Source organism: Streptomyces sp. NPDC001381 (assembly GCF_042895685.1).
In the GTDB taxonomy this organism is placed as follows: Bacteria; Actinomycetota; Actinomycetes; order Streptomycetales; family Streptomycetaceae; genus Streptomyces.
On sequence record NZ_JBIAWO010000002.1, the window covers coordinates 1,444,550 to 1,470,080 of the forward strand.

At 68.8% G+C, this 25,531-nt stretch carries 15 protein-coding genes; 12 read left to right on the forward strand and 3 right to left on the reverse strand.

The window, feature by feature from the left end:
- Window positions 1-98: 98 nt before the first annotated feature.
- On the forward strand, window positions 99-6,419 hold the full coding sequence (locus ACFY2L_RS13455; RefSeq protein ID WP_390822356.1) for an FG-GAP-like repeat-containing protein: 6,321 nt from the start codon (window positions 99-101) through the stop codon (window positions 6,417-6,419).
- Here the strand turns inward: ACFY2L_RS13455 and ACFY2L_RS13460 are convergent.
- Entirely contained in the window at window positions 6,416-7,369 is a 954-nt protein-coding gene (locus tag ACFY2L_RS13460; RefSeq protein ID WP_390822357.1) for an IS481 family transposase, read from the reverse strand. The genes ACFY2L_RS13455 and ACFY2L_RS13460 overlap by 4 nt on opposite strands.
- Before the next feature lie 372 nt (window positions 7,370-7,741).
- Here ACFY2L_RS13460 and ACFY2L_RS13465 point away from each other — a divergent pair, with 372 nt between their 5' ends.
- A complete protein-coding gene (locus ACFY2L_RS13465; RefSeq protein ID WP_390822358.1) occupies window positions 7,742-8,707 on the forward strand; it encodes an SMP-30/gluconolactonase/LRE family protein in 966 nt (321 codons plus the stop codon).
- A 23-nt stretch (window positions 8,708-8,730) separates the two neighbouring features.
- Here ACFY2L_RS13465 and ACFY2L_RS13470 read toward each other — a convergent pair whose 3' ends face one another.
- A complete protein-coding gene (locus ACFY2L_RS13470) occupies window positions 8,731-8,871 on the reverse strand; it encodes a hypothetical protein (RefSeq protein ID WP_390822359.1) in 141 nt (46 codons plus the stop codon).
- 882 nt (window positions 8,872-9,753) lie between these two features.
- Here ACFY2L_RS13470 and ACFY2L_RS13475 point away from each other — a divergent pair.
- The 7 genes from ACFY2L_RS13475 to ACFY2L_RS13505 all read left to right on the forward strand — a co-directional run bounded on the left by ACFY2L_RS13475 (window position 9,754) and on the right by ACFY2L_RS13505 (window position 16,371).
- Window positions 9,754-10,425 carry a HEAT repeat domain-containing protein gene (locus tag ACFY2L_RS13475; protein WP_390822360.1) on the forward strand — a complete coding sequence of 224 codons (672 nt, stop codon included), beginning with the start codon at window positions 9,754-9,756 and terminating at the stop codon, window positions 10,423-10,425.
- A gap of 3 nt (window positions 10,426-10,428) precedes the next feature.
- Window positions 10,429-11,433 carry a MerR family transcriptional regulator gene (locus ACFY2L_RS13480; protein WP_390822361.1) on the forward strand — a complete coding sequence of 335 codons (1,005 nt, stop codon included), beginning with the start codon at window positions 10,429-10,431 and terminating at the stop codon, window positions 11,431-11,433.
- A 464-nt stretch (window positions 11,434-11,897) separates the two neighbouring features.
- Window positions 11,898-12,278 (forward strand): hypothetical protein, encoded by a 381-nt coding sequence (locus ACFY2L_RS13485; RefSeq protein ID WP_390822363.1) that lies wholly within the window; start codon window positions 11,898-11,900, stop codon window positions 12,276-12,278.
- A gap of 12 nt (window positions 12,279-12,290) precedes the next feature.
- Complete coding sequence (locus ACFY2L_RS13490; protein ID WP_390822365.1) at window positions 12,291-13,724, forward strand: MFS transporter; 1,434 nt, start codon at window positions 12,291-12,293, stop codon at window positions 13,722-13,724.
- 36 nt (window positions 13,725-13,760) lie between these two features.
- A complete protein-coding gene (locus tag ACFY2L_RS13495) occupies window positions 13,761-14,588 on the forward strand; it encodes a hypothetical protein (RefSeq protein WP_390822366.1) in 828 nt (275 codons plus the stop codon).
- A 261-nt stretch (window positions 14,589-14,849) separates the two neighbouring features.
- Complete coding sequence (locus ACFY2L_RS13500) at window positions 14,850-15,443, forward strand: RNA polymerase sigma factor (protein ID WP_390822367.1); 594 nt, start codon at window positions 14,850-14,852, stop codon at window positions 15,441-15,443.
- Window positions 15,436-16,371, forward strand: a complete 936-nt coding sequence (locus ACFY2L_RS13505; protein WP_390822368.1) for a CU044_5270 family protein — start codon at window positions 15,436-15,438, stop codon at window positions 16,369-16,371. The genes ACFY2L_RS13500 and ACFY2L_RS13505 overlap by 8 nt, the downstream gene beginning before the upstream one ends.
- Before the next feature lie 289 nt (window positions 16,372-16,660).
- On the opposite strand, the gene ACFY2L_RS13510 is transcribed toward ACFY2L_RS13505, so the two are convergent.
- Window positions 16,661-17,320, reverse strand: coding sequence for a hypothetical protein (locus ACFY2L_RS13510; RefSeq protein WP_390822369.1), 660 nt, complete (start codon window positions 17,318-17,320; stop codon window positions 16,661-16,663).
- Window positions 17,321-17,523: 203 nt separating this feature from the next.
- Between ACFY2L_RS13510 and ACFY2L_RS13515 the strand changes: the two genes are divergently transcribed.
- From ACFY2L_RS13515 to ACFY2L_RS13525, 3 genes are all read left to right on the forward strand, one after another.
- Complete coding sequence (locus ACFY2L_RS13515) at window positions 17,524-17,841, forward strand: hypothetical protein (protein ID WP_390822370.1); 318 nt, start codon at window positions 17,524-17,526, stop codon at window positions 17,839-17,841.
- 470 nt (window positions 17,842-18,311) lie between these two features.
- On the forward strand, window positions 18,312-21,530 hold the full coding sequence (locus ACFY2L_RS13520) for a hypothetical protein (RefSeq protein ID WP_390822371.1): 3,219 nt from the start codon (window positions 18,312-18,314) through the stop codon (window positions 21,528-21,530).
- 1 nt (window position 21,531) lies between these two features.
- Window positions 21,532-25,512, forward strand: a complete 3,981-nt coding sequence (locus tag ACFY2L_RS13525) for a hypothetical protein (RefSeq protein WP_390822372.1) — start codon at window positions 21,532-21,534, stop codon at window positions 25,510-25,512.
- Window positions 25,513-25,531 lie beyond the last annotated feature (19 nt).

The following is a 25,531-nucleotide window of genomic DNA, read 5'->3' on the forward strand; positions in this document are numbered from 1 at the left end:
AGACGATGGTAAGACACAGAAGACGCACATACCGGCGTCCCGTAGTGCTGACGCTGGTTGGCGCCATCGCAGCGGGCGGACTGCTTCCGCTTGCCTGGATGTCCAGCGGTGCGGACTTCCCCGCCCCGGGCCTGCCGAAGACGTTCAACCTTCCGGCTGATCCCGTGTCCGCCGCGGCCTCCCACGGCTATCTTCCCCTCTCGTCGAGCGTGGACCGCTACGGCAACTACCGCATCAGCGCTCCGCTGTGGAGCCCCGACGGCCGGGCAGGCATACAACCGGACGTGGCTCTGCAGTACTCCAGCGGCAGCCGAACCGACGGACTCGTCGGCAAGGGCTGGTCCTTGTCCGGGTTCTCCTCCATCACGCGGTGCGGCAGGGCACTGGCGTCGGAGGGCGCTGTCGCGGGCGTCGGCTACGACACCGAGGACGCGTTCTGCCTCGACGGCATGAAGCTGGTCCCGGTCGAGACGGACGGGGACGAGGTGGAGTACCGCACGGAGAACGACACCTTCGCCAAGGTGACTGCCACGTCGGCGGGGAGCGGGGGTCCGTCGGACTTCGAAGTGAGGTTGAAGAACGGCAGGATCCGGACGTACACGCCGGTTACCGCGCCGCGGACGCAGTCCAAGGTCACCTGGACCAAGGACGCCACTCCCGTCATCGGCAACCTCTCCGAGCCGGCGGGAACCCCGCGCGTCATGTGGCTCATCGACGAGGAACGGGACCGGGCCGGCAACAGCATGCACTTCGAGTACACCAACACGGTGTCGCAAGGAGCGCTGGAGATCGTCCCGGACCGCATCACCTACACCGCCCATGGAGATGAGCCGGGACGGAGATACGTCAGGATTCGAACCGAGGCACGGCCGGATCCACGCTTCTCGTGGACGAGCGGTGTGAAGATCAGGCTGTCCAAGCGTGTATCGGCAATAGAGTCCTACGCTCCCAACCCGGTCAATCAGCAAATGGTGAGCAAGTACGTGCTCTCCTACGGGCCGCCGGGAGCGGAGGACAGGTCACTGCTGACCTCGATCGAGCAGTGCGCGGGAGCCGGCGGCTGCCTGTGGAAGAAGAACGTCGACTGGAGCCTCACCACGCGCCAACCCACCTTCACCAACAAGACGATCGGCACGGCCTCGCCCCCGGCCCAGTCCGGGGGCGACAGGGCGACAGCCGCCTCGCTCATGGTCGCGGACCTCAACGGGGACGGCCTGGACGACATAGCTCTGAACCAGGGCGGTACCGTGGTCCACGACAACGAAGTCCGTCTCGGTACCCGCCGCGCTGACGGCACCGCACAGCCTCTCAGCCGCAGGGTGACGAACAGTGCACCCAACCCTGCTCTGGTACGGCCGGTCGACGTCAACGGGGACGGAAGGTCCGAGGTGTGGGGCCCCGGCACGGCAAGGGACCGCAACCGCCTGTTCAAGTGGAACGACACGACGGGGACCTTCGAGGAAACCGGTGTGCAGTCCGCAGAGAATACCTGCGGGGTCATCTCGGGCGGGCGCTTCGCCTGCGCTCCGGCGGAGTGGGCCGACTTCAACGGCGACGGCCTGCTCGACCTGGCCGAAGGCCGCTTCAACGGCTACACGCCGTCCACTCATGACATCGACTTCGGCACTTACGCGGTGCGCTACAGCAGGCCCGGCGCATCCCTGGCAGAGGCTCTGGAGGCCGCAGTGCCCACCGGAGGCGTTCGTGCCGGCTGCCGCGCTGCTGTCGGAGACCTGGACGGAGACGGCCGGGCAGACCTGCTGGTGCAGCGCAAGGACTACGCCGCACCGGGCGAGGGACGATGCAAAGCCGGCGAGACCTACGCCGTGGGCATCGCGCGCGGCACCACACGTCTGTCGAACCATGACAACAGCGCAGGCACCGACGCCTACTCCTTTCTGCTCACCGCGCCCAACGGGACCGAGTGGGGTTCCGGGCAGGGCGACTTCAACGGGGACGGCCTGGCCGACAGCATTCTGAACGGCCGGATGCTGTGGAACACGGGCAATGGCGTCACGGTCGCCGCGGGTCTCACCTCGGCAGGTGTGCGCGCACGCGATGGAGTCGCGGCCGACCTCAACAACGACGGTCTGGCGGACTTGATCGATCTGAACAATTCCCTGGGCCGCATGGAGATCAGCGTCGCCGAGGGCGACGGATCCTTCCACACCAGCGAGCACGTCTCGGGCCGGCTCTTCCTGGATACCGCATTGGACACGACCCTGGCACGGCTCGGCGACTTCAACGGCGACGGAAGGACGGACGTCGTCTTCATCACCGCGGACGGCACCATCAAGGTGGCCGAGCAGAACGCCTCCACCTCCGACCGGATCACGGGTTTCACGGACGAGGACTCGGCCTTCCGGGCAGAGCGGGTGAGCTACTCCAACGAATGGTCGGCGGACCCGGCTGGTGACGCCGACAGCAGCTGCACGTACCCATTGAGATGCGTCCGTGACGGTCTGACAGTGGTGAGGTCCGTCACCGCTGAGGCGCATGGCCTGGAGCGCACCGTCCACTACGCCTACGACAAACCCGTCGCACACATGCGAGGACGAGGCTTCCTGGGGTTCACGCGGGTCACGGTCTGGGACCCCTCCACACCGATGGAGACGACCACCACGTACGACCCGGGTCGCGGTGACGTGGCCGAGACGGGTGCGTGCGATCCGTGCCGACGGCACTATCTGCGCGGGTCAGTGCCTGTCAGCGTGCGGCAGGTGATCCCCCTCCTCAATGGTGAACAGCTCTCCGCCAGGCCCGCTCACGCGAACGCCCGTGTCACCCTCAGTGTCCCGTCCCGGGAGCTTCGCCGACTCAACGAAGGGCGCACAGTGGCCCTGCTGGACACCACCAGCGACGTGGACGAGTGGGAGGAGAGCGTCAATCTCACGTGGGACGAGGACTTCTCGGCCGCGAACTCTGGGAAGACCCACCTCTGGGCGATCGGCAGCGTGCCCGGCAACGCCAGACACCTGCACAGCAGCGCGACCTACGACGACTTCGGAAATGTGAAGGAGTCGGTCGACGCCCGTCGAGACGGTGTCACCAGGACGCTGACCACGACCTACGAAAACCGGACCGGCCCCTGGCTGATCGGGCTCGTCCGGGACCAGTCCCAGACACGTGACGAACCCGGCACGGGAGCCGAGACCACCCTCACGCGGCGCCTGCACTTCAGCCACAACGACTTCGGCCAGCTGGACCAGGTCGAGGTCGAGAGGGACAACAAGGATGCCGGGGTACGCAGCACCCGTACGTACCACCATGACGACTACGGCAACATCAGCACTGTCGTCCTCAGCGCCGAAGGCGAGCCGGACCGAACCTCCCACGTGGAGTTCGACGCCCCCTACCCAGGAGCCCCCGACGAGCACATCTATCCCAGCCAGTTCTGGTCCGAACACACCGACAGCGCGCACAGCCCGTCCGTCTGGTTGGTCACCCATCCCGGACTTGGCGCGCCCATCGCCTCGATGGACGTCAACGGTGCTCAGAACTCAGCCTCCTACGACGGATTCGGGCGTGTACTGAGCCAGACCACGGACGGCGGGGAGACCTCCACCTTCCGCTACGAGCCCCGCACCAATCCCGCAGGCGCCGTCGGCACGAGAACGGTCTCCACGACGGGTGCCGACCCGGCAGTACCCGGCTCGGGCCAGATCACCGTGGTGGACAGCGACCCGGCCGGCGCCATCGTGCGCCGAAGCTCCACCGGCTTCGACGGGACGGCCATTGCCGTTGAAGCGGTCTATGACCGACTCGGTCGACTGGTCACTGAATCCCGCCCGGCCCGCGAGCCAGGTACAGGCGGGTGGACACGGTACGACTACGACGGGCTGGGCCGGCTCCTGGACACCACACTGCCCGGAGGCAAGCACATCCGGTCCGAGTACCCGTCCATGACGGAGAAGATCACCACCGATCAGGAAGGCCATCGGAACAAGGTCAGCGTCGACGCGGACGGCCGGGTCATCTCCACCAGCCGCATGCTCCAGCGACCGGCAGCTGCCGACAAGGAGATCACCATGCGCTACACATACGCCCCCTTCGACCTGGTCAAGCGGGTCGAAGACCCGGAGGGCGTCACGACTGACTTCACGTACGACACCCTCGGGCGCCGCAGCGGCTCGACGGAACCGGACCGCGGGACGACCGTAACCCACTACAACGGCTTCGGCGAAGTCCGGGACACCACCGTTCCCGGAGGTATGAACAGCTACACCTACGACGACCTCGGCCGCACCACGCAAGTCAGCACTCCTGAAGGCAATCGCACCTTCACCTGGGACACCGCCGCCAACGGTCTGGGCCAACTCGCCCGCGCCGACAGCCCGGACGGAATCGCCCTCAGCTACCGCTATGACAGCCTCGGCCGGCTCTCAGGGATGGACCTCAAGGAGAAGACCACCACGTACAGCCTCGACCGTGACTACGACAGCCACGGCCGCATCAACACCATCACCTACCCTCAGGTGCCGGGCCGTGACCGACTGCGCCTGAAGTACGGCTACAACGCCTGGGGTTACACCACCACTGTTTCCGACGCCTCCGGCGCCGAGTCGCTGGGCAGACTGTGGCACGCAACCGCACGCAACGCCGACCTGGCCCTGACCCACGGACAAATCGGCACCAGCGGACTCACACTCGACCAGGACTTCGCCCCGGACTCCGGAAGCCTTGTGTCCACCACCGTGTCCAAGGACACCGACAAGCGCAGCGAGATCGGTTACACGTACTGGGACAACGGACTGGTGCGCACCCGCACCACCAAGGACGGCTCGGTGCAGCGGCGGGAGAGCTTCGGCTACGACTCACTGGACCGCCTGACCACTTGGGGCGTCGGCAGCGCGGGTACGGCGGACCCCGAACCCCGCCTGTCCGATGTCACGTATAGCTACAGCGACTCCGGCAACCTCACCGACATCAGCCGCGGCACCCCTTCCGAGCATCGCACCTACGGCAAACCGGACGGCGGCCAGCCCCACACCCTCACCGGGCTGGACGACCTCGTCACAGGCACCCACACCGACTTCACCTACGACGAGCACGGCCGGCAGACGACCTCGGAGCATCGGACTCTGGACTACACGGACTTCGACCTCCCCGACACCAGCACCATCGACGGGGTCAAGCAGACCTTTCAGTACGACGCCTTCGGAGCACGTGTGAAGAAGACCGGTCCCGATGAGGCCGTGCTCTACCTGAAGGGCTTCTACGAGCGCCACCAGCGAGGCAGCCAGGTCGAACACATCTTCCGCGTTCCCGGTATCGACGGGCTCGGCGCCGACATCGTCTACGACCCCGCCAGTACACCCAAGTCGCGTGTGCTCTACCACGTGGAGGACGCCCTGGGCAGCACCGTTCAGACGCTCACCGACGAGGGCAAGACCCTGAGCCGCACCTACTACGACCCGTTCGGCGAGCGCGTCGCACCGGACGGGGACCGCACCAAGACGGCGAACAGCGCCATGCCCCGCGGCTTCACCGGCCACGAGCACGACGCCGGCGGCATCATCAACATGAACGGCCGGCTGTACGACACCATCATGAAGCGCTTCCTCAGTGCGGACCCGTTGATCAGCAACCCTCTCAACAGCCAGACATGGAATCCCTACAGCTATGTCGGCAACAGCCCGCTCAACCACACGGACCCGAGCGGACTCGGCCCGTGCGTCTACGCCTTCATCGGCGAGGATCCCGGACCGCCGCCCGGCTGTGGTGACGACACACCCGGTGGAAACGCGGCCATGACCGTGCTGCAGCTGGTCAGCAACGGAGTGCTGGAGCAGCCGGGCTGGGGAAGCGGCGCCCCGACGGCGGCCGGCGCCACAGTCCCCGGCTCCGACGGCAACGGGCACACGGAGCCATGCCTGCTCGGATGCGTGGGGCAGACCGGCGAGCCTGCCACCGGGCTCACACCCAGCGAGCCTTCCGCAGAGGCACTTCCGGCCCTGGAGTCCCCCGGAGGCGGTCGGATCAAGGACAAGCGGGACCCCGATCCGAGTGACGTGGTCACGTTCGAAGGGGTACAGATGCACGAGGCCGCGGCCAACGCTCTGGGCAGACTCATCGCTGCGGCTCGCAAGGCGGGCATCGGGCAGAACCTGCTCAAGCCCGTCTCCGGGTACCGCTCGTACGCCGCCCAGAAGGCCCTGTTCGACGAGGCGCTGAAGAAGTACGGATCCGAGAAGGTCGCCCGCCAGTGGGTGGCTCCTCCTGGCTCCAGCGCCCACCAGTCCGGTCGCGCACTCGACCTGGACATGGGGAGCGCCACGGTCAAGGAGAACGCCGCCAAGCAGCGCGAGACCGAAGCCTACAAGTGGATGGTGGAGAACGCCGAGAGCTACGGGTTCTATCCCTACGACAAGGAACCCTGGCACTGGGAGTACAACCCTCCGGCCCCCGCAAAGCCCTAGCTGTATTGACCCGTGAGGTTGGGGACGCGGCTGGCGGGTGGTTGGCCCTTCAGCGCGGTGTGTCCGCGGTGGTGATTGTAGGTGTGCAGCCAGCCGGGGAACGCGTCGCGTCGTTCGGTCTCCGTGCGGTAGGGACGGGCGTAGGCCCACTCGTCGAGCAGGGTGCGGTTGAAGCGTTCGACCTTGCCGTTGGTCTGGGGCCGGTAGGGCCGGGTGCGCTTGTGGGCGATCCCGGCCGCTGCCAGCGCATCTCGCCAGTTGCGTGAGCGGTAGCAGGAGCCGTTGTCGGTCAGCACCCGCTCGACCGTGATCCCGTACTCGGTGAAGAAGGCGTGGGCCCGTTGCCAGAAGCCGGTGGCGGTCTCCTTCTTCTCGTCGGTGAGGATCTCGCTGTAGGCCAGGCGGGAGTGGTCGTCGACGGCGGTGTGCAGGTAGCTGTAGCCGGCGCCGGATCGGGTCTTGCGGCCTGCGGCCCGGCCGAGGACCTTGTGGCCGCCGCCGTCAGGGATGTTGCCGAGCTTCTTGATGTCGACATGCACCAGCTCGCCGGGCCTGTCGCGTTCATAGCGGCGTATGACATGGCCGGTGGCCCGGTCCAGGTGGGCGAGGCGGGCCAGGCCGTAACGGGTCAGCACGCGGTGCACGGTCGAGGGCACCAGCCGCAGCAGGTGTGCGATGCGGGCCGGTCCCCAGCGGCGCAGGAGCCGGACCTTGATGATCCGGCGCTCGGTGCGGGTCGGGGTCCGGCGCGGGCTGGCGTGCGGGCGGGAGGACCGGTCGCACATCCCGGCCTCGCCGAACTGCCGGTAGCGGTCGGCCCAGCGCTGGGCCGTGGCCGGCGAGACCTGGAAGCGTTCCGCGGCTGCTCTGAGGGGCCAGTTGTCCTCGGCCACGCAGCGGGCCAAACGAAGACGTCCGGTCTCGGTCAGGGGTGCATTACGGTGGGGCACGAGGGCCTTTCTGTTGCTGGTGCAGATGTCGCAATCCACACCAGGCCAGAAGGCCCTCACCCATTTCAAGATCGCTCAGCCGTGAGCCCTGTCACCGTCCACAACCTCCCGAGACAGAACACCTAGCGGATGAGTGATCTCCGTGGTCGCGCCGGTGCAGGCGCGACCACGAAGATCATTTTCCAGTCTTGGCAGAGCATCCGCCACGGGCGACCTGGAGGTGAACCGGGCTCCGACGCTCACCTCGGTGTCGCCGTCACCGGATCCGTCGGTGGCGGGTCAACCGGTGACGTTGACCGAGGCGGTGGCGGCCTCCGGCGCGGGGGCGGGTGTGCCGTCCAGACTTTGGAGGACGGGCACCCGGAAACGGTAATGATCACTGCCGATTTTCATCTTGACCGGGATGCTCTCGATCGCCGTCGCATCCCGTTATCTCCGCACGAGGGCGCCGAGCCCGTCCGGGAAGGCACACTGATGACGAATAAGCCCATTCTGCTGGCATCGGGTTTCGAGCTCGCCGAGGGCCCGGTCGTGCACGGGTCGGGAGCCCTGTGCGTGGCGGACGCGTTGGCCGGAGGGGTCCGTGTGCTTCTCCCGGGCGGCGGCGAGCGGCAACTGCTCGCGGGCCGTAAGGGCATCGGCGGACTGGTGGTTCACGCCTCGGGTGCCCTGCTGGCTTCGGGCCGGACCGTTGTCGCCACGGACTGGGACCCTCCGGCCGGCACGGAAGGCTGTGTGGAGGTCCTCACGGACCCTCAGATCACGGGTTTCAATGATCTCGGTGTGGGCCCTGAGGGGCAGTTGCTGGCCGGGATGCTCCGTTACCGGCCCTTCCGCGGCGAGCCGGCGGCTCCTGGCGGCCTGCGCGTGGTCGATGTCGCGGGGACCGTGAACGACAGGCCCGGCGAGGTGATCTGGCCCAACGGCCTGGCCGTGGCGGGGGAGTGGCTCTACCTGAGCGACTTCGCCACGGGTACCGTACTGCGTGCCCGGTGGTCCGCCGGGGAAGGGCAGGAGCTCACGCCCTGGTGGCGGAGCCCGAGCGGGCAGGCCGACGGGCTGGCGGTCGACGCGGAAGGTGCGGTGATGGTGGCCCTCGGATCGGGCGGCGCCGTGGCCCGGGTGCTGCCCAATGGGGACACCGCCGAACTGATCCCGGTGCCGTCGACTTTCGTGTCGAGTGTCTGTTTCCGTGGCGCAGGGCTGGAACGCTTGGTGGTGTGCACCGCCGACAACACCGAATCTCCGCAGCTCGGCGGGTGCGTCTTCGAACTTCCCGCGCCGGTGCCCGGTGCCGCTGTGCCGCCAGCGGCAATCCCTCTTCCGAACCTGACGTGACTCGGCACGAGAGCCCGGGGATGTCAGGGGCGATCGCTCCTGTCGCGCAGCTTTTTGACCGCCTCTTGGACGACGCCGCGAAGAACCATCGCGGTCACCAGCGAGAGGAACAGTGCGAGTGACCCGAGGATGGCCCAGGCAGCGATTTGATCGGCGGCGGTCATGGAAATCCTGTCGAGTCAACGAGGTCGGGCGCTGTCACAAAAGCCGCTCGTGCCGCAGGTGATCGAGAGTATTGATTACTCAGGCCGCAGCTTCCGAGGATGTGTTTCCAGGGATGGCATTCCCAGGCGCCTAGTGCGAAGCCATAGTGCATAAGGGCCTTCCGCGTCCTCGCGCATGAAGGCGTCGCGCTGGCCCAGGTCACCTACCTGGACCATGAGGTGGAACACCGGCCGCAGGGCCCGTGTGCCGGTTCAACCTGCCCGAGCGTGTCGGTGTGGAGTCAGTGAACTGCCGACGACCATTTTCGAGAACGTGCCGAAAGAGCTTGATCGTCAACAGAATCTGGTCGGGCAGCGGTTATTTCGGCGGCCCCGAGGCACATGCGTATGGATCGCCGATTCATGGATTTGGGTACTCACTACTCAAGAACGCGGTCCCAGGACGTAGTGAACTCACTTCTCAACGGGCCGGACTCCTCCGCCGGCGCGATGAGATGGGCTGTCCCTCCACCGGTACAAGCCCATCAGCACGGGCCGGCTGCCCCCCGGTCGGCCCGGTGAGATGGGCTGTCCCAACGCGCCGGGGCAGCCCATCAGCACGCTCCAGGTCTCTGGAAGGTCGCGAGCGCGTGTGAGTTTGTCCGGCCCGGTCGGCGGCCGGGCCCGGGCGCCCTGCTGCCCGAGGCTGGCGCTCGTCGGCCACAAGGTCCTGCACCTGTACGCCGTCGACCACACCCCAAGCCTCATGACGTCACGCACGTCTCGTATGACGGGACAAGCGCCGGATTCGGGCTTCGAGGATGGCTGGGCATCTGTCGGACTGGCTCCGCTTGACCTTGACACCGTGACAAGGGCTTCACTGTGGCCAGGGAGGTGGTCTTCATGATCACGACGAAAAAGGACACGAACGCGATGCGAGCTTTCCAGGCCCTGGAGAGCCAATCCTCGTCGGTTCGGCTGCAGGCAGCGCTGGCTTTCGGCATGACCCCGGACGCGGGGGTCATCGGCGAGCTGATCAAGCGATGCGCGATCGAGCCCGAGTTCTATGTGCGCGAAATGCTGACATGGGCTCTCACCCGCCACGCGACATCGATGACGATCCCGCTGCTTCTCGACGAAGTCCGCTCGGATTGTGCGCAGGCACGAAGCCAGGCGCTGCACACGCTGTCCAAGATCGGGGATCGGCGAGCGTGGCCGGCGATCACACCGGCGCTGCTGTCCGACGCCGACGACGAGGTGGCCCGGAGCGCCTGGCGGGCAGCAGTCGCACTCGTACCCGAAGGCGAGGAGCGCGAGCTGGCCGTAGTGTTGGCGACGCAGCTCGGGCGCGGCGAACGCGAGACGCAGCTGAGCCTCAGCCGGGCGCTGGTCGCGCTCGGGGAGGTGATGCTGCCGGCACTCGGTGCCGCGGCGATGGATCCGGATCCTCGCGTCCGCGCGCACGCGGTCGCCACGGAACGGCTGTGGCGCGACCCGGATGCAGGATTCGAGTTCGCGATCGAGGAGGCGAAGCGCGTCGCTGTCCTCGGCGGGCCCGGCCAGGAGAGGCGATAGGCAGTGTTGATCGGTGATGTCGCGCGACGGTCCGGGGTCAGCGCCCGCATGCTCAGGCATTACGAATCGCTCGGCCTGGTGCGGCCCACGGGCCGTACCGACTCCGGCTATCGAGAGTACTCGAGCGAGAACATCCGGCGAATCTTCCACATCGAGAGCCTGCGGTCGTTGGGGCTGTCGCTGCGCGACATTGGGCGCGCGCTCGATGATCCTGACTTCGCGCCCGCCGAGCTCGTCGACGACCTCATCCGCCAGACGCGAGACCGCATCGCAGCGGAGACGGAGCTGCTCACACGACTCCGTCGGATCGATGCCGCGAAACCCGCCGCCTGGGAGGACGTCCTCCAGATCGTCGCGCTCCTCCAGGCGTTGGGGTCGATGAGCGCGGGGGCACGGCAGCGCGCGGCGCTGTCTGCGGTCGCGGAAGTTCCCGTGCCGGTGGAAGCACTGGTCGAGGCTGTGCTGAGCGAGTCCGAGCCGAATGTCGCCGGCGCCCTTCGCTGGGCTCTGGCGCAATCGGGACAGGAGGGGCTGGCACTACTGGCGGAGGGCCTCGGCTCGCTCACGGCCGAAGTGCGGAAACGTGCCGTCCAGTCCATCGCCGAGATTCCGGACGGTGAGGCGACCGCCCTGCTGCAGAACGCCCTCACGAATCCCGACATCGTGGTGCGCGGGTATGCCGCTCTGGCGCTCGGGGCACGTGGAACGGCCGACGCGGTCCCGACTCTCATCGACATGATCGTCGAGGAGAGGAACGACGCCGACGCGGCCGACGCACTCAGCACGCTGGCGAGCGATCCCGCGCTGGCGGATCACATCGCCACTGGGCTCGCGGACCGCCTTGCCCATGACGCCGTTGGACCGCCCGCACGCCGTCGGCTGACTCAGGCCCTCGCGGACATCTCGGGGACCCTGGCATCCCGTGCCCTCGCGGATCTGGCACACGACGAAGACCGTGTCGTTGCGCTGACCGCGACATACGCTCTCCAGCTGCGGGACGCACACTGAAGCGGGTTGCTGGTACGGGTCGCCCCCTCGCCGCCCGATACCCCCTCGGCGGCGGGTTCGTACTGCTGGCTCGCCCGGACGACGCAGCGGCCGCCGGCCGGTGAGGACGAGAACCGGGCAATTGGCCGGGGTCGGCCGAATTCTCCTCCCGCACAGATTGAGCAACGCCTGCTCAACCGGCTCCCCGGGCGCGGCCCCTAGCGTCGCTGTGACCGCACAGCGGCGGTCACTGAGGCAGCCGAGGAAGGGAGCCTTCCATGAAGTCCGGATCGCACAACCACAACGAGATCGTCGTCGAGCGTCCCACCGACGCAGCGCCCGCGACGACCGGCGAGCTGAAGCCGCGTACATCGAGGCGGTCGCCGCCTCCGAGCAGGGCCCATCGGCTGCAACCACAACCAGATCGGCCTGCTGAATCACAATCACATCAGCGTGCACGGCGCCTGAAGCGCACCCAGCGATGGATGCAGGGCAGGTACCGGCACGGCGGCCTGCTGCTCGCCGTGACGCCGGCCGCGGCGGAGACCACCACCGGTCACGCCGCGCGTCAGGCGTACCGCACACGTCCGACGGCCATGCTGGACTGCCTGCCGGACGCGCTGCCCCCGGGCAGCACATGGAGCGTGCCGGACGGCGGCATGTCCCTCTGGGCCCACCTCCCCGACGGATGGGACACCGAAGCGTTCGCGCCGCACACCCTGCACAGGAACGTCACCTGCGTGCCAGGCGCCCCCTTCTTCGCGGGCACCCCGCTGCGGGCCTCCATGCGCCTCGCCTTCATCACGCGCGCCCCGCAGGACATCAACGAGGGACCGACGCGGCCGGCAGCCCCGTTCAAGCAGTAAGGACGAACCGAAGTGACCCCCGACGCATCCAGCCGCTCCCAGGCTCTATGGGCTCTGACGATCACCAGCGCGGCCGGTTTCATGATCGGCCTGGACAATCTCATCGTCACCACCGCCCTGCCCTCCATTCGCGACGACCTGGGCGGAGGCATCGAGGACCTCACCTGGACCGTCAACGCCTACACCCTCTCCTTCGCGGCCCTGCTGATGACGGGTTCGACGCTGGGTGAACTGTTCGGCAGACGCAGGCTGTTCATCATCGGACTGGCCACATTCACCGCGGCATCCGCCGCCGCGGCCCTCGCCCACGGCCTCCCGGCTCTCATCGCGGCGCGGGCCGCCCAAGGCATGGGCGCGGCGGTGCTGCTTCCGCTCACACTCACCTTGCTCACGGTCGCCGTACCGGCCGAGCGCAGGGGGATGGCCTTCGGAATCTGGGGCGGTGTGAACGGCAGCGCCATCGCCCTCGGGCCGGTCATCGGTGGTGCGGTGATCGACCGGCTCTCCTGGCAATGGATCTTCTGGCTGAACGTTCCTGTCGGCCTTCTCCTCCTGCCCCTGTCCCGCCTGCGGCTGACCGAGAGCCACGGCACCGCCCGGCGGCTCGATGTGCCGGGCACCCTGCTCGCCACCTCCGGCGTCTTCGGCCTGGTGCTCTCCCTCGTGCGCGGGGAGAGCGCCGGCTGGACCAGCGGAGGCATCCTCGCCGGATTCACCGGCGGGGCGGTGCTGCTCGCCGGCTTCGTACGCTGGGAACTGCGCACTCCGTCCCCGATGCTGCCCATGCCGCTGTTCCGTAGCCGCGCCTTCAGCGTGGTCAACGCCATCGGCCTGCTGAACTTCTTCGGTCTGTTCGGCGCCGTGTTCCTGCTCACCCAGTTCCTCCAGGGCGTGCAAGGCTATTCGCCGGTGGAGGCCGGCGTGCGCATGCTGCCGTGGACGGCTCTGCCCATCGCCGTCACACCGCTCGCGGGCGCGCTTTCGGACCGTATGGGCAGCCGTGGCATCCTCGTCTTCGGGTCGGCGCTCCAGGCGCTGGGCATGGGCTGGTACGCGGCCGTCACGGCGCCCGGTCTTTCCTACGCCGCCCAGGTGCCGCCCTTCATCCTGTGCGGGCTCGGTATGTCCTTGTTCCTGGCGCCCGTTGCCAACGTGGTCATGAGCAGCGTGGGCGCCGAACAGCAGGGCATCGCCTCGGGCGCCAGCACATCTCTGCGCAACATCGGAGGCGTACTCGGCGTATCGGTGGCCGGCGCCGCCTTCTCGGCCTACGGCGGCTACCACTCTGCCGGGCAGTTCGTCGACGGCCTGCGGCCCGCCCTGTGGATCGACGCCGCGGCGTTCGCTCTGGCGTCCGTGACGGCGGTACTGCTGCCCAGGAGCCGGCCCGGAACCACGGTCCGCGCTGCGGGCAGCCCGGCCAAGGACGCGGCGACACCGGTCTGACCGGCTGTCTTCGTCCTGAGCAGGACAATGATGCACATGATGATCCCCAGCCTCGGCCGTCTTCCCGACCCCCCGTCCCACGATCCCGACTTCGAGGACGACTTCACTGCCCGGCAGCTCGACGAGAACCTCTGGATCGACCACTATCTGCCCCACTGGACGACGCCGGATCGCTCCCAGGCACGCTACGACCTCGGCGACAGCGGGCTGCGCCTGCGTATCGACGCCGACCAGCCGGACTGGCGGGCGGAAGACGCCCCGCTTCGCGTGTCCAACCTGCAGACCGGGCTCTTCTCCGGCCCGGTGGGCTCGCGGCGGGGAACACACCGGCATCGTCCGGACGGACTCGTCGTCCGCACGGAGACGGCGGAACGCCTCCTGTGGGCACCCACCGCCGGACGGGTGGACGTGACGGTCAGCGCGAGCCTCGACGAGGGCTGCATGCTCGCCGCGTGGCTCGTGGGGACGGAGCACCTGTCCGAAAGGGACAGCGGCGAGATCTGCATTTTCGAGATCGACGCCGCTGCCGTCGGCGGGAGAACGACTCACGCCCGGTGCGGGCTGAAAGCGCATTCGGATGAGCGGTTGGTCACCGACATGACCGAGGTCGCCCTGCCTCTGGACGCGTCGAAACCGCATACCTGGACGGCCATCTGGGGACCGTCGGGCACGGTCATCGGCTGCGAAGGCCTGATCGTAAGACGCATGCCCCAGTATCCGGGTTACCCGCTCTTCTTGATGCTCGACCTGTTCGAGCTCGGCCCTCGCACGGCGCCCGACACCGCATACCCCAAGACCGCCAACCTCCACCGCGTGCGTGGATGGGATGCCGTCTCACCGACACCTGGGACTCCGTGCCCATGAGCAGCGATCACTCATCCCGAAAAAGCACAGCCCCCTGACCTGGCCGGCATGCCAAAAAGGATCCGAATTCCGAGCTCCGCACAGCGAGGGCCGCACTGACAAGCACATACCGATCCATCATGAGCAGGCGCTACTCATGTGCCGGCTGATCCCCCATTCGTCGAGTACGAGGGTGAAGTCAGGCCACATGCTCCGTGAACTCGATTCCCGGGTTCGGGCAACAAGGGAGTGTCAGGTAGGCACGAAGTTGTCGGAGTGAGTGTGAGTGGGCAACCATCAGATGATGCCGCCGCGGTGGAAGAGTCACTGCGGCAGCCAGAAGCGTTCGCGCGCCTGTACGACCAATACGCGAAAGACATCCATCGGTACGCGATGCGCCGAATAGGCGCGGAGGCGGCGGATGATGTGACGTCGGAGACATTCCTGGTCGCATTCCGCGCACGCAGTCGCTTCAATGCCTCGGCGGTCGGTGCGCGCCCATGGCTGTACGGAATCGCTGCCAAGCTGATCGGCAGGCGACGGCGCTCGGAAATCCGGATGCTGCGGGCATACGCGCGCACGGGCTCGGACCCGGTGGTCGAGTCCTGGGTGGAGCACGCCGACAACCGGGTGGTCGCGCAAGGAGTACAGCAACAGTTGGCCGGCGCCCTGGCGGAGCTGTCGGCGGGAGACCGGCATGTCCTGCTGCTCGTGGCCTGGGCGGAGTTCACCTATCAGGAAGTCGCCGATGCCCTGGGCATCCCCCTCGGAACAGTGCGCTCACGTTTGAACCGTGCCCGCCGCAAGCTCCGCACGGCGCTCGGCGCCGATCCCGCACTCGTCGTCGATGCCATGGAGGTGGCTCGGAATGGATGAAATGACTCTGCTGCGTGACCTGCGCGCCGGCATCCCTCAGCCGGACCGCGGTCGGCTGGCCGCCGGCCGCCGTAACCTGCTGAAGGCTGCTCGCGGTCAGGACGAAGCTCGCCGGGCGCGGACCGGCCGGCGGTTGGCCGCCGTTGGTTCGGCGGCCGCGATCGGCGCTGTGGCTGTCGTGAGCGGCCAGATCGGGACCAAGGGCAAAGAACCCGGTTTCGTCCCGGTGGCCCGGCCCGCGTACATCACCCAGCCGGGAAGCGCTGCCCAGTTCCTCGAGCAGGCCGCCGATGCGATCGCCAGGCGTCCCGTGCCGGCCCTGCGCCAGGATCGGTGGGTCTACGTCAAGGAGGCCGAGGCCAATGCGACCGACCAGGAGCACCGGGGACTGCGCGAGCGCGAATCGTGGACACGTTACGCGGACCCGGCCTTGGAGCAGGGCCGGGCAGGCGACGACCACTCGCCGCGCGAGCAGTACCGCTTCCTCGCCGGTCTGCCCCACGATGTGAACGCAGCGAAGGCGAAGGCTCGTGCCTTCTGTCCCGGTGATGGCCAGGAGAGCAGGACGCAGCACGAATTCCGGGCGCTGAAGGTGCTGGCGAGGAGCTATCCGGCACCGCCGGAGGGCCTCGCGACGGTCTACCGTGCCCTGGCCACCCTCCCGGGCATCAAGGCGGCCCGAGCCACCGACGTACTCGGGCGCGACGCGATCGCCATTTTCCTGCCCGGCAACGGGCAGGGTGATCTACGGGAGGAATTCCTCATCGATCCCCGGACCTACGTCTACACCGGCTCCCGGTGGATCGCCCAGAGTGACCGCAAGGACCCGCAGGCCAACGCGGGGGACCGCTGGCGGAAGGGAGACGTCATCATCGACGACTCCGTCAAGGACATCGCCCTCGTGGCAAGGAGGAACGAGCGCCCGTAGCCGACGGACGCGGCTGCCGGCATCGACGCGGTCTCCGCCCCTGCCCTCGTCAGGTGCGGAGACCGCGCTCACACGGTGGCGTTGCGCTGCAAGGTGACGGAGCCGTCCGAAGGGTTGTAAACCACCTGGTCGTCTTCCCGGCGGAGCGCCGGCCTGACCGGGACTCGCTGAACCCTTTTGTACGAAGCCCATGCGACCACGAGGGCCTTCCGTATCGCTGCGATGCCGTGCCCGCATCGCATTACGGAAGGCCCTCGCCTGTTCCCAGGGCGGTTCAGGTCAGGTCAGCTCAGCTCTGCGACATCACCCAGTAGCTTCCGCCGGCGCCGAAGCGGAGATGCGTGAGCGGCCGGGAGTGAGTCGTGCACGAATCCCACAGCGGCACGTAGAGGGGGCAGAGGTCCCAGTTGTACCTGACGTCGTAGACGTTGAATCCGACACCGTAGGAAGGATTGGCGGTGCAGCTCAGGTACTTGTACGACGGGATCCAGGGTGCGTCGTACCCGGAGCAACTGGAGGAGGTGTAGGTGATGGCGCTTCCGTTGCCGCACCAGTCGGTGTGACCGGTGCCGTAGAGCTGGTCCGTGCCGACGCTCCTGGTGTCGTGGGACCAACAGCCGTAGGCGGCCGCGACCGCTGCTTCCTTGGAGTTCGTCCGGACGGCGGGAGCGGCGCCGGCGCTCTTGTGCGGTTTCGTGATCTCGTAGCGGGAGAGGTTCACATACTTGGCCAGTCCACGTGCCGTGACCTCCGCGGGGGTGAGGGCACGGATCGTCTCGGTGCCGCCCGCCTCGTTCTTCCAGCTGACCGCTGTCGCCTCGGCGGTCTTCAGGTCCGGGTCGGAGCCGGTTGCCGCCTGGGCGGCGGGAGCCGCCATCGAGACACTCAACAGGGCCGCACTGATGAGAGTCCCAGCCTTGGCGACCAGCCTGTCCTGGTGTCCTGCCACGCTCATCCTCCTTGGTTTGGCTGACAGTTGACGTAGCGTCACCCGGCGACAGCGCGTCGGCCATGAGTAATTCCTACTCGTTGATCGCCCATGTCGGGCCCCAAGCAGGTGAGTAACAACTGCTCACGACGGTGATCACGGGCAATTCCTAGGTTGTTCCTTGTCATTGACAACCCATCAGCAAGTGAGGGGAACACACCGGCATGACCTTGCGATCACGGCTGAAGAAGGCGCCCGTCGTCGGAGCGCTCGCACTGGCCACTACCGGGCTGGGGGTGCTGGCGGCGCCGTCCGCCTCCGCGGCGACGACGCCCCAGTACCACATGAACTGCACGACCGGAATCTGGGGCAACCAGGGCTGGGGCACCTGCACCGGCACCGGGCGGTGGGTCGTGCGCGCCGAGTGTGCCTGGAGCCCGCTGTACTCCGTCAGCGCCGGAGGGTGGACCGACGGAACGGTCACCAAGTGGACGGACTCCTGCGCCTTCGGCGTCGAGTCCGTGCGGATCGTGGAGTACTGATCCGGCAGGAATCGACAGGAGCCGGCAGGAGTCGGCTGAAGCAGGTGCGTCCGCCCGCTGGTGGACACACCTGCTGCGGCGTTCTTCAGGCGTTCCGGCACATCGACTGGCTTGCCCGGCGAACGGGCCGGGCCGCCGGGCACGCATCGCACACGTTCACCAGGGCCCTCCCGCAGTACCGCGGGAAGTGCCCTTTGCCACAGAAGTGAGGGGAGAAATTCGTGTCGCAGGGGGAATTCACGGAGGATCCGCAACAGCCGCCGGAAGCCGCTCCGAAGGAGCCTGTTCCGACCGGGGCAGGGCCGGCAGGCCGTGGGAGCGGAGTCACCCGGCGGGGCGTGCTGACCGCCGCGGGGGCGGCCGGTCTTCTTGCGGCGGTCTCCCAAGCGGTTCCGGGCGGCGGGGGCTCACGGGAGAACGCCCTCGGTGAACCCACCGCCGCCGACGGGCCCGTGCGAGTAGTCTCGCTGGTGCGTCAGGCCGACATGGTCGACCTGACGCTCGCGCTGTGGAACTGCTCGCTCGACACAAGTGAGGACCGCGCCCGTCTGGTCCGGGTCGACCAGGCCCTCTCCGCCTATGTCGTCGTCCACTGCGGGCCCCAGGCCGTCACCGAGAGGACCTTCCTGGAGGCGTCCGGCGGCGGCAACGAGCCGCCCACCGTGAACCCCGTGCCCACGCGAATCTCCGACACCAGCCGGCTGGCGTTCGACGTCACCGGTCTGCTCCCGCTGGATTTCACGGTCGACGAAGTGCTGGACTGGGCCCGCTTCTCTCCGCGACTGGTGCCCAACGCCCAGCCGCGGACGGTGCCCGACACCTTCCGCGGCCTGCCACGCCGGCCCGATGCCACCGAGACGTCCTTGGAGCTGCCCTGGCGGCTTCAGCTGTCGCCGGCCGAGAGCGGCGGCTGGGCGCACAGCGCGCGGCCCGTCACCCACGGCTCGTGGACCGAGGTCTGGGAGACCCGGCTCGGAGTCAGAAAGCGGCAGAAGGACGGAAGTTGGCGGGTGGTCGAGGCACCGGAGGCCGAACCGTTCGTCCGGGCGGTCTGGGCGAGCGACCCGGGCTTCGCGGACTGGCTCACCACGCCGGCCTCCGTACCCTCCGGCGACACGACAGACGGGCTGCGCACCGCTCTTCAGCCCCGCGAACGCTACGACATCGTGCGGCTCTCCGGTGACTATTCCCTCCGTACGGTCGGCGGCGGCCTGCCCGCGCCCATCGAGGTGGAGCGGCTCTCCCTCAGCACGTTGGGGGCCGGTTACGACCTGCACGCCGAATGGGACCCGGTCTCGACCGCGGACTACTCCAGCAGGGTGCGGGAGTGGACACACAAGGGTGTCCTCGGGCGGGACCACTATGTGCGTGTGGTGAGCACCGGTTTCCTGTATCCGTTCGGACACCGGGCCGCCGTACTGAGTCTGACGCAACGCAAGTCGCAGCGCCCGAGCGCCTCGAGCGAGGCGCGCGCCGCCTTTCTGCGCACGCGTCTGATCCTCGTCGTCCGTCAGCCGGTGAAGTCGTACCAGGGCGACTCCGATCTGCCCAACGTCGGCCGCAGATTCCCCTTCCGGCGGGTGCGGTTGTTGACCGCGCAGACCCCGCCCCTGGAACCGGCGACCGAGTACGTGGAGGGCGGGACGGCCGCCAACTCCTATGTGCCGCGGGTCGGCGACAGCGCGTACGGCTTCCATCTGCGCGGTACCGACTGGGCTGGCAAGGAGGCCGACTTCACCTCGCCGCTGGTCTTCGTGTCGGACAAAGGAGCCCGCGACGCCAACCACCTCCGGCAGCTGCACGAGACGTACAAGGACGAGAGCCGGCTGCGTACGGCCGGGTTCGGCGGACGCCCCGTCGCACTCGCGCAGCCCGGCGCGCACCCGGGTGACACCGAACTGCCGGTGGAGTCGATGGTGTTCATGGGAGAGGCACCGCGGTCCGGTGCGGACACTGCGGCCATGGTCGACGCGGGACGGGCGCCGTTCTACCCGGCGCTGGACCGGCTGACGGCCGGCCTGCCCGTGGTGCAGGAACTCCTCGGAGACGAGCTGGCCACGGGCACCTTCTCCTACCACGACGCCGAGGGCAGCAGCTATGTGGCGGGCGGGTTCGGCTCCCAGAACCCCGGAGAGGTGTTCCTGGCCGCCACGGAGTCCGACCAGGTGGAGGTCCGTTTCCCCGCCGACCGGTCGGGCGGCGTGGTCACCCCGGTCTTCGCGATCGCCGGCATCTCCCGACTGCGCGGCCCGGTGGCGGGCGACGCCCATGATGCCGCCCGCAACCTCTTCGACCCCCAGAAGATGTATCCGCGCTCCGAAGCCAAGGTGGCCGGCGGCCTGGAACTGAAGGACCTGCTGAAGCCGCAGAGCGAGGGACCCAACCCCGAACAGGCCCTCGAGCTGACCGCGCGGCAGGAGACGGACGCCGACGGGCGGCCGGTCATGACCGAACTGCGGTCGAAGGCGAACCCCGAACTGCGCGCCTGGCCGTCCGGCGTGAACCTCTTCGTCCCCGCGGACCCGAAGAAGTGCCTGACCGTCGACACCCGGGTGACGTCGCGAGTGGACGCGCCGAGCGAGGTGGTCGACCGGGTCGTCAAGGGGGAGTTGAAGAACTTCACCATCAACCTGTGGGGCACCCAGGCCGCCACCCGCTTCGTCAGTCTCGACGTCGCCCGCTTCCGGTTCGTGGAGCGCAAGGACGCCAAGACGGAGGTCGACTGCGACGTCCGTACGGTCTCCTTCCACGGGGCCCTGAAGTTCGTCGAGGCGCTTTCCCGCTACTGCACCTTCCTCGGCTGGGAGCCCCCGGCCGGACCTGCCACCACCGGCGGCGGCTCGGCCCGGACAGCGTCCCTCCGGCGGGCCGCCCTGGCGCCCGCCAACGCCCTCGCGGCCGCGGACGAGCAGCCGACCGCGGGCCAGGGCGACCGATATGTCGATGTGTCGCCCCAGGGTGTCGCTCTCAACAGGAGCTTCGCCGTACCGGAGATCCAGCTGGGGGCCTTCGCGCTGACCGGGCTGGCGGTCTCCGCGGGCATCATGATCCCCTTCGACGGCAAGCCGATCCGCGTGCGTTTCGCCTTCAGCTCCCGCGAGAAGCCGTTCTCCGTCGTCCTCTCCTTCCTCGGAGGCGGCGGATTCGCCGCCGTGGAGCTCGGGCTCGGCGGCGTGGAGATGCTGGAGTTCTCCTTCGAGGTGAAGGCCTCCTACGCCTTCGCCATCGGCAGCGTCGTCAGCGGTGCGGTCGAGGCCAAGGCCGGCATCTACTTTGCCGTCGAGACCGCCGAGAATGGCGACCAGGCCTGCGAACTCACCGCCTACCTGCAGTTCTCCGGCGCGGTCAGTGTCCTCGGACTGGTCACGCTCTCACTCGTCGCCTACCTCGCCCTGAGCTACTACGACACCCCGGAGCGGCTGGTCGGCGAGGCGACCGTGTCCGTCTCGGTCGACCTGTTCTTCTTCAGCTTCTCCAACAGCTACACCGTGCGACGCGAGCTGATCAAGGGATCGGGGAGCGGCGACGGCGCCTCGGCCCGGGCCAACCGGAGTTCCGCCACCGCCCGCAGCGCACCCGCCGAACTGGCCGCCAGCGCCCAAGCCGCCGGCGTGTCCTTCGGCGACACCCTCACCCAGCAGGAATGGCTCGACCAGTACTGCGCCGCCTTCGCCCCCGTGGGAGCCTGACATGCCCTTCCAGACCATCACCTGGACCGGACTTCCCGCGGGCGCCTCCGCGGGGGCGGTCCGTCTCTCGGTGCTGATCGCGCCCCGGCTCCGGACGGACGGGGCCACACAGGCACTGTCGGCGTTCCCCGACTGGTCCGACTGGCCGAGGATCGTCTCCGGGATGTCCTTCACCGTCGGCTTCCCCGATCTGGGCATCACCGGGGCGCCCGTCGAAGCAGTGCGGGTCTCCACCCCCGAGTCGGCGAGATGGCGCTCCCTGTTCACCCCCAGAACCACCGTGCGCGGGCACACCTCTGCGGGGGCGGTCCGCAGGCGGATCCGCTCGTACCCCACCGCGCACCTGCTCGGCTTCATCGCCGGACGGTGGGGGAGATTCGGCGCCGTCTCACCCGACGAACACCCCCGCCGTGCCGCCCTCGTCGACAGCGGCGCCTTCGGCCCCCTCGGCTTCGAGGAGAACGACAGCGGCGTCAAACGCCGCGCGCTTCTCGCCGGAGAGCTGGAGGACCGCTTCGACACCAGCGCGAACTCCACCCCCGCCACCTGGGCCATCCCTTACGACGCGGGCGACACCGGCCCGGACGGCATCGCCCGCAGCTTCCTCCAGCTCACACGGTTCCACCGGCGCCGCCCGAAGGGCAGCGGTGCCCTGCCGCCGCTGCCGGAACCCGAGTTCGACTTCCATCAGACGGTCGCCGCCACACGGCAGTACCCGGCGCTGCAACGCATGCTGGGCCTGGTGGTGGACCTGCGCATCACCGACTCCCGGGTCTTGGCCCTGCTGCAGGGACCGGTCAGGAACGGCTGGGTCACCGTGACCCCGACCTGGAACCCGTCCCTGGGCACCCCCGCCGACGTCGACGTCAGCCCCCACACGGCGTGCCTGATCGGCGGCAACCGCTTCGAGGCCCGGCCACGCGACCCCAACACCGCGGACTGGGACCACGGTCTGCTCCGCCTGGGCAACTCCCACTCCTTCCTCACCGTCCCGGTCGACGTCGACGGAGCCGCGCTCCTGGCCGGGCAGTTCGCCGGCAATGTCGCGCGGGCCCGCAACGTCCCCGACGGGCATCCGCTGCCGGCCCTGCGCACCGCCGGAATCGCGGTCGCCCGCACGGGCCGGGCGTCCGGCCTGGCCCGCGGACTCGCCCGAGGCGAGGAGCTGAACGGCGCCGCCTTCACCGAGACCGGCGAGAAAAAGGGCGGGACCCTCCGCCTGTACCTGGACGACCTCGTCCAGGGATACCGATGGGACGTGCGGGACGCCGCCGACACCGCCTGGCGCACGCTGATGGCGCGCACCGGCCACTACCGCTTCCTCGCCGACGACCCGGACGTCGCCGTCGAAATCAGCGAGGAGGCCGTGGTCACGACCGCGCCCACCAGTTCGGGAGTCAGGGGGGACACCGATCTGTACCTCCAGGAGCAACTGGTCCAGTGGACCGGATGGAGCCTGGGCGTCCTGCGTCCGGGAGCGGCGGTCGGGCCCGACGGCAGCCCCCACCGCCAGCAGCCGGTCGTCCGCGAGGACTTCCCCTTCGTCGGAGACTTCGGCGTACCGCCGGGCAGCCTGCCCCGGCTCAGGTTCGGCCACTCCTACCGGCTGCGTGCCCGCGTGGTGGACCTGGCGGGAAACAGTCGCCCCGCGGCGGCCGGTGAGCTGGAGGACACCGACGAACTGCGCTCCGCGGCCGTCGTGCACCAGCGCTTCGAACCCGTCAATCCGCCCGAGGTACTGCTGCGCAAGCCCCGCACCCAGGCCGAGGGCACCGAACGACTCGTCATCCGCAGCGCCACCGGCTCGGACACCACGGCACAGGAGTCCGTCCGCCACCTGGTGCCCCCGCGCACCTCCCAGCTGATGGCGGAGCAGCACGGCTGCTTCGACGCCGGCAGCGAAGGCCACCCGATGCGCGACGTGTACGACATGATCAGGACACGGGACGCGGCGACCCTGGAGGGCATCGAGGCGGCGCATCCCGAACCCGCCCCGTACGAGGAGTCGTTCTACTACGACACCGACTCGCTGCCCGTGCCGTACCTGCCCGACCCCCTCGCCCGCCAGATCCTGGTGCGCGGCCTGCCCGACACCACCGCCACCACCACCCTGCAGGTCGAAGCGCCATTCGGTGAGTGGCCCACCCATCGGGCGTGGCGGATCAGGCTCACCCGCGGCAGCACCGCCGGCTGGACGCGGGACGACACCAACCGCCTCCTCGAGATCCGCCTCGCGCCGGGCGACCTCTACACGCTGCGGCTGAGCAGCCGCTTCAAGGACGGCGACGTCGACCTCATGGGCGTGTGGACGTGGATCCGGGACTGGGCGGCGCAGTCCGGGCCCGGAACGGACCTCACCGTCCTGCGGAACCTGATAGCCGGGGGCCGCCACACGATGTTCACCCCCTACCGGGAGATCACTCTCGTCCACGCCGTACGCACCCCGCTCAAGACACCCTCCCTCACCACCCTGACCGTCGACCGGGCCGGCGGCCCGTCGTCGACGTGGGCACGAGTGCGGGGCACGGTGGACATCAGCCGCAAGAGCACCGGCACGGTCGACCTGGTGGGGGAGTGGACCATGCCCGTCGACGAAGGACCGGGAGGCCCCGAGCCGGAGCCCGCCCGGACCTTCCGCGCCCCGGTGGCCACGCTCCGGGTGGAGCGGGCGCCCGGCGCCTCGCCGGGCCCCGACGACCTGCCCCTCGACGTCCGCCACGAGTTCGGTGACACCCGCCACCGGCGCGTCGTCTACCGGGCCGTCGCCACCAGCCCCTTCACCGAGTACTTCCGGAACGAGACCGAGCTCACCGTGACCGACGGCCAGGCGTCCTACACCGCCGACGCCGAACCCGCCGGAATCAAGATCCGCGACAAGGCCACAGGGAATCTCCTCGAACCGGCCCCGGCGAGCGCCACTGACCCGCGGACCGCGGACGGCGACTACCTCCTGGACCCCGGCAGCAGAACCGTCCGCCGCACCGCCGGCGGCCACATGCCGGAGAACGGCACGCTGGTCATGAGCTACGTACCACCCACGACCACCAGGACCTCGGCCGCCGTCAGCGCCCGGATCGTGCACAGCACCGCCCGGCCGGCCGCACCCCGGATCCACTCGATCGTGCCGACCTTCTCGTGGACCGAGACCGCGCAGCAGAGCGTCCGCAAGGGAGGCCTGCGGGTCTACCTCGAACGGCCGTGGTGGTCCTCCGGCCCCGACGAGCGGCTGGGCATCGTGCTCTGGAATGGCGACACGGCCGACCCGTCGCCCCGACTGGAACCCTACGTGACCATGTGGGGCCGCGACCCCGCGTTCGCCACCGCGGACCTGCCCGCGACCCCCGCCACCACCTCGTTCCGCGGCACGGCCGGCACGGGCTTCGACCTGCCGCTGGCAGAGGCGGGCGGTGCCCAGGTGAACGCCGTCGGATACGACGTCGCCTACGACTCCGACCGCGGCCTGTGGTACGCCGACATCGAGGTGACCCTCCCGCGAGGCGAGCGGCACACCTCCTACTTCCCCTTCATCCGGCTGGCCTTCGCCAGGTTCCAGTCCGCCTCGATCAGCGGATGCCATCTGTCCCCGGTGGTCACGGCGGGCTTCGTGCAGATCACTCCGGACCGCACCGCCACCGTCACCGGCACCGGCTCCTCCCGGACGGTGACCGTGACAGGACGGTCGTACACCGCCACGGCCACGAGCCCCGGTCCCTCCGTCCTCCAGGTCCAGGTGGAACGGGCGACACCGGGGGTGGCCGATCCCGACCTGAAGTGGCAGCCCCTCTCCGACCCCCCGCGGACACTGACGTCCTCGGTCACCCAGGGAAACCTCGTGACGTGGACCGGCACGGTCACTCTGCCCGCCGACGCGCCCGCCGGCTCGCTGCGTCTGACGCTGCGTGAGCTGGAGGCCCATCCGACGGGCCTGTCCTCCCCGACCGGCCGCAGGCGCACGGTCTACCTGGCCACGCTGCCGGTCTGACCGCAGGTTCCGACGGTCC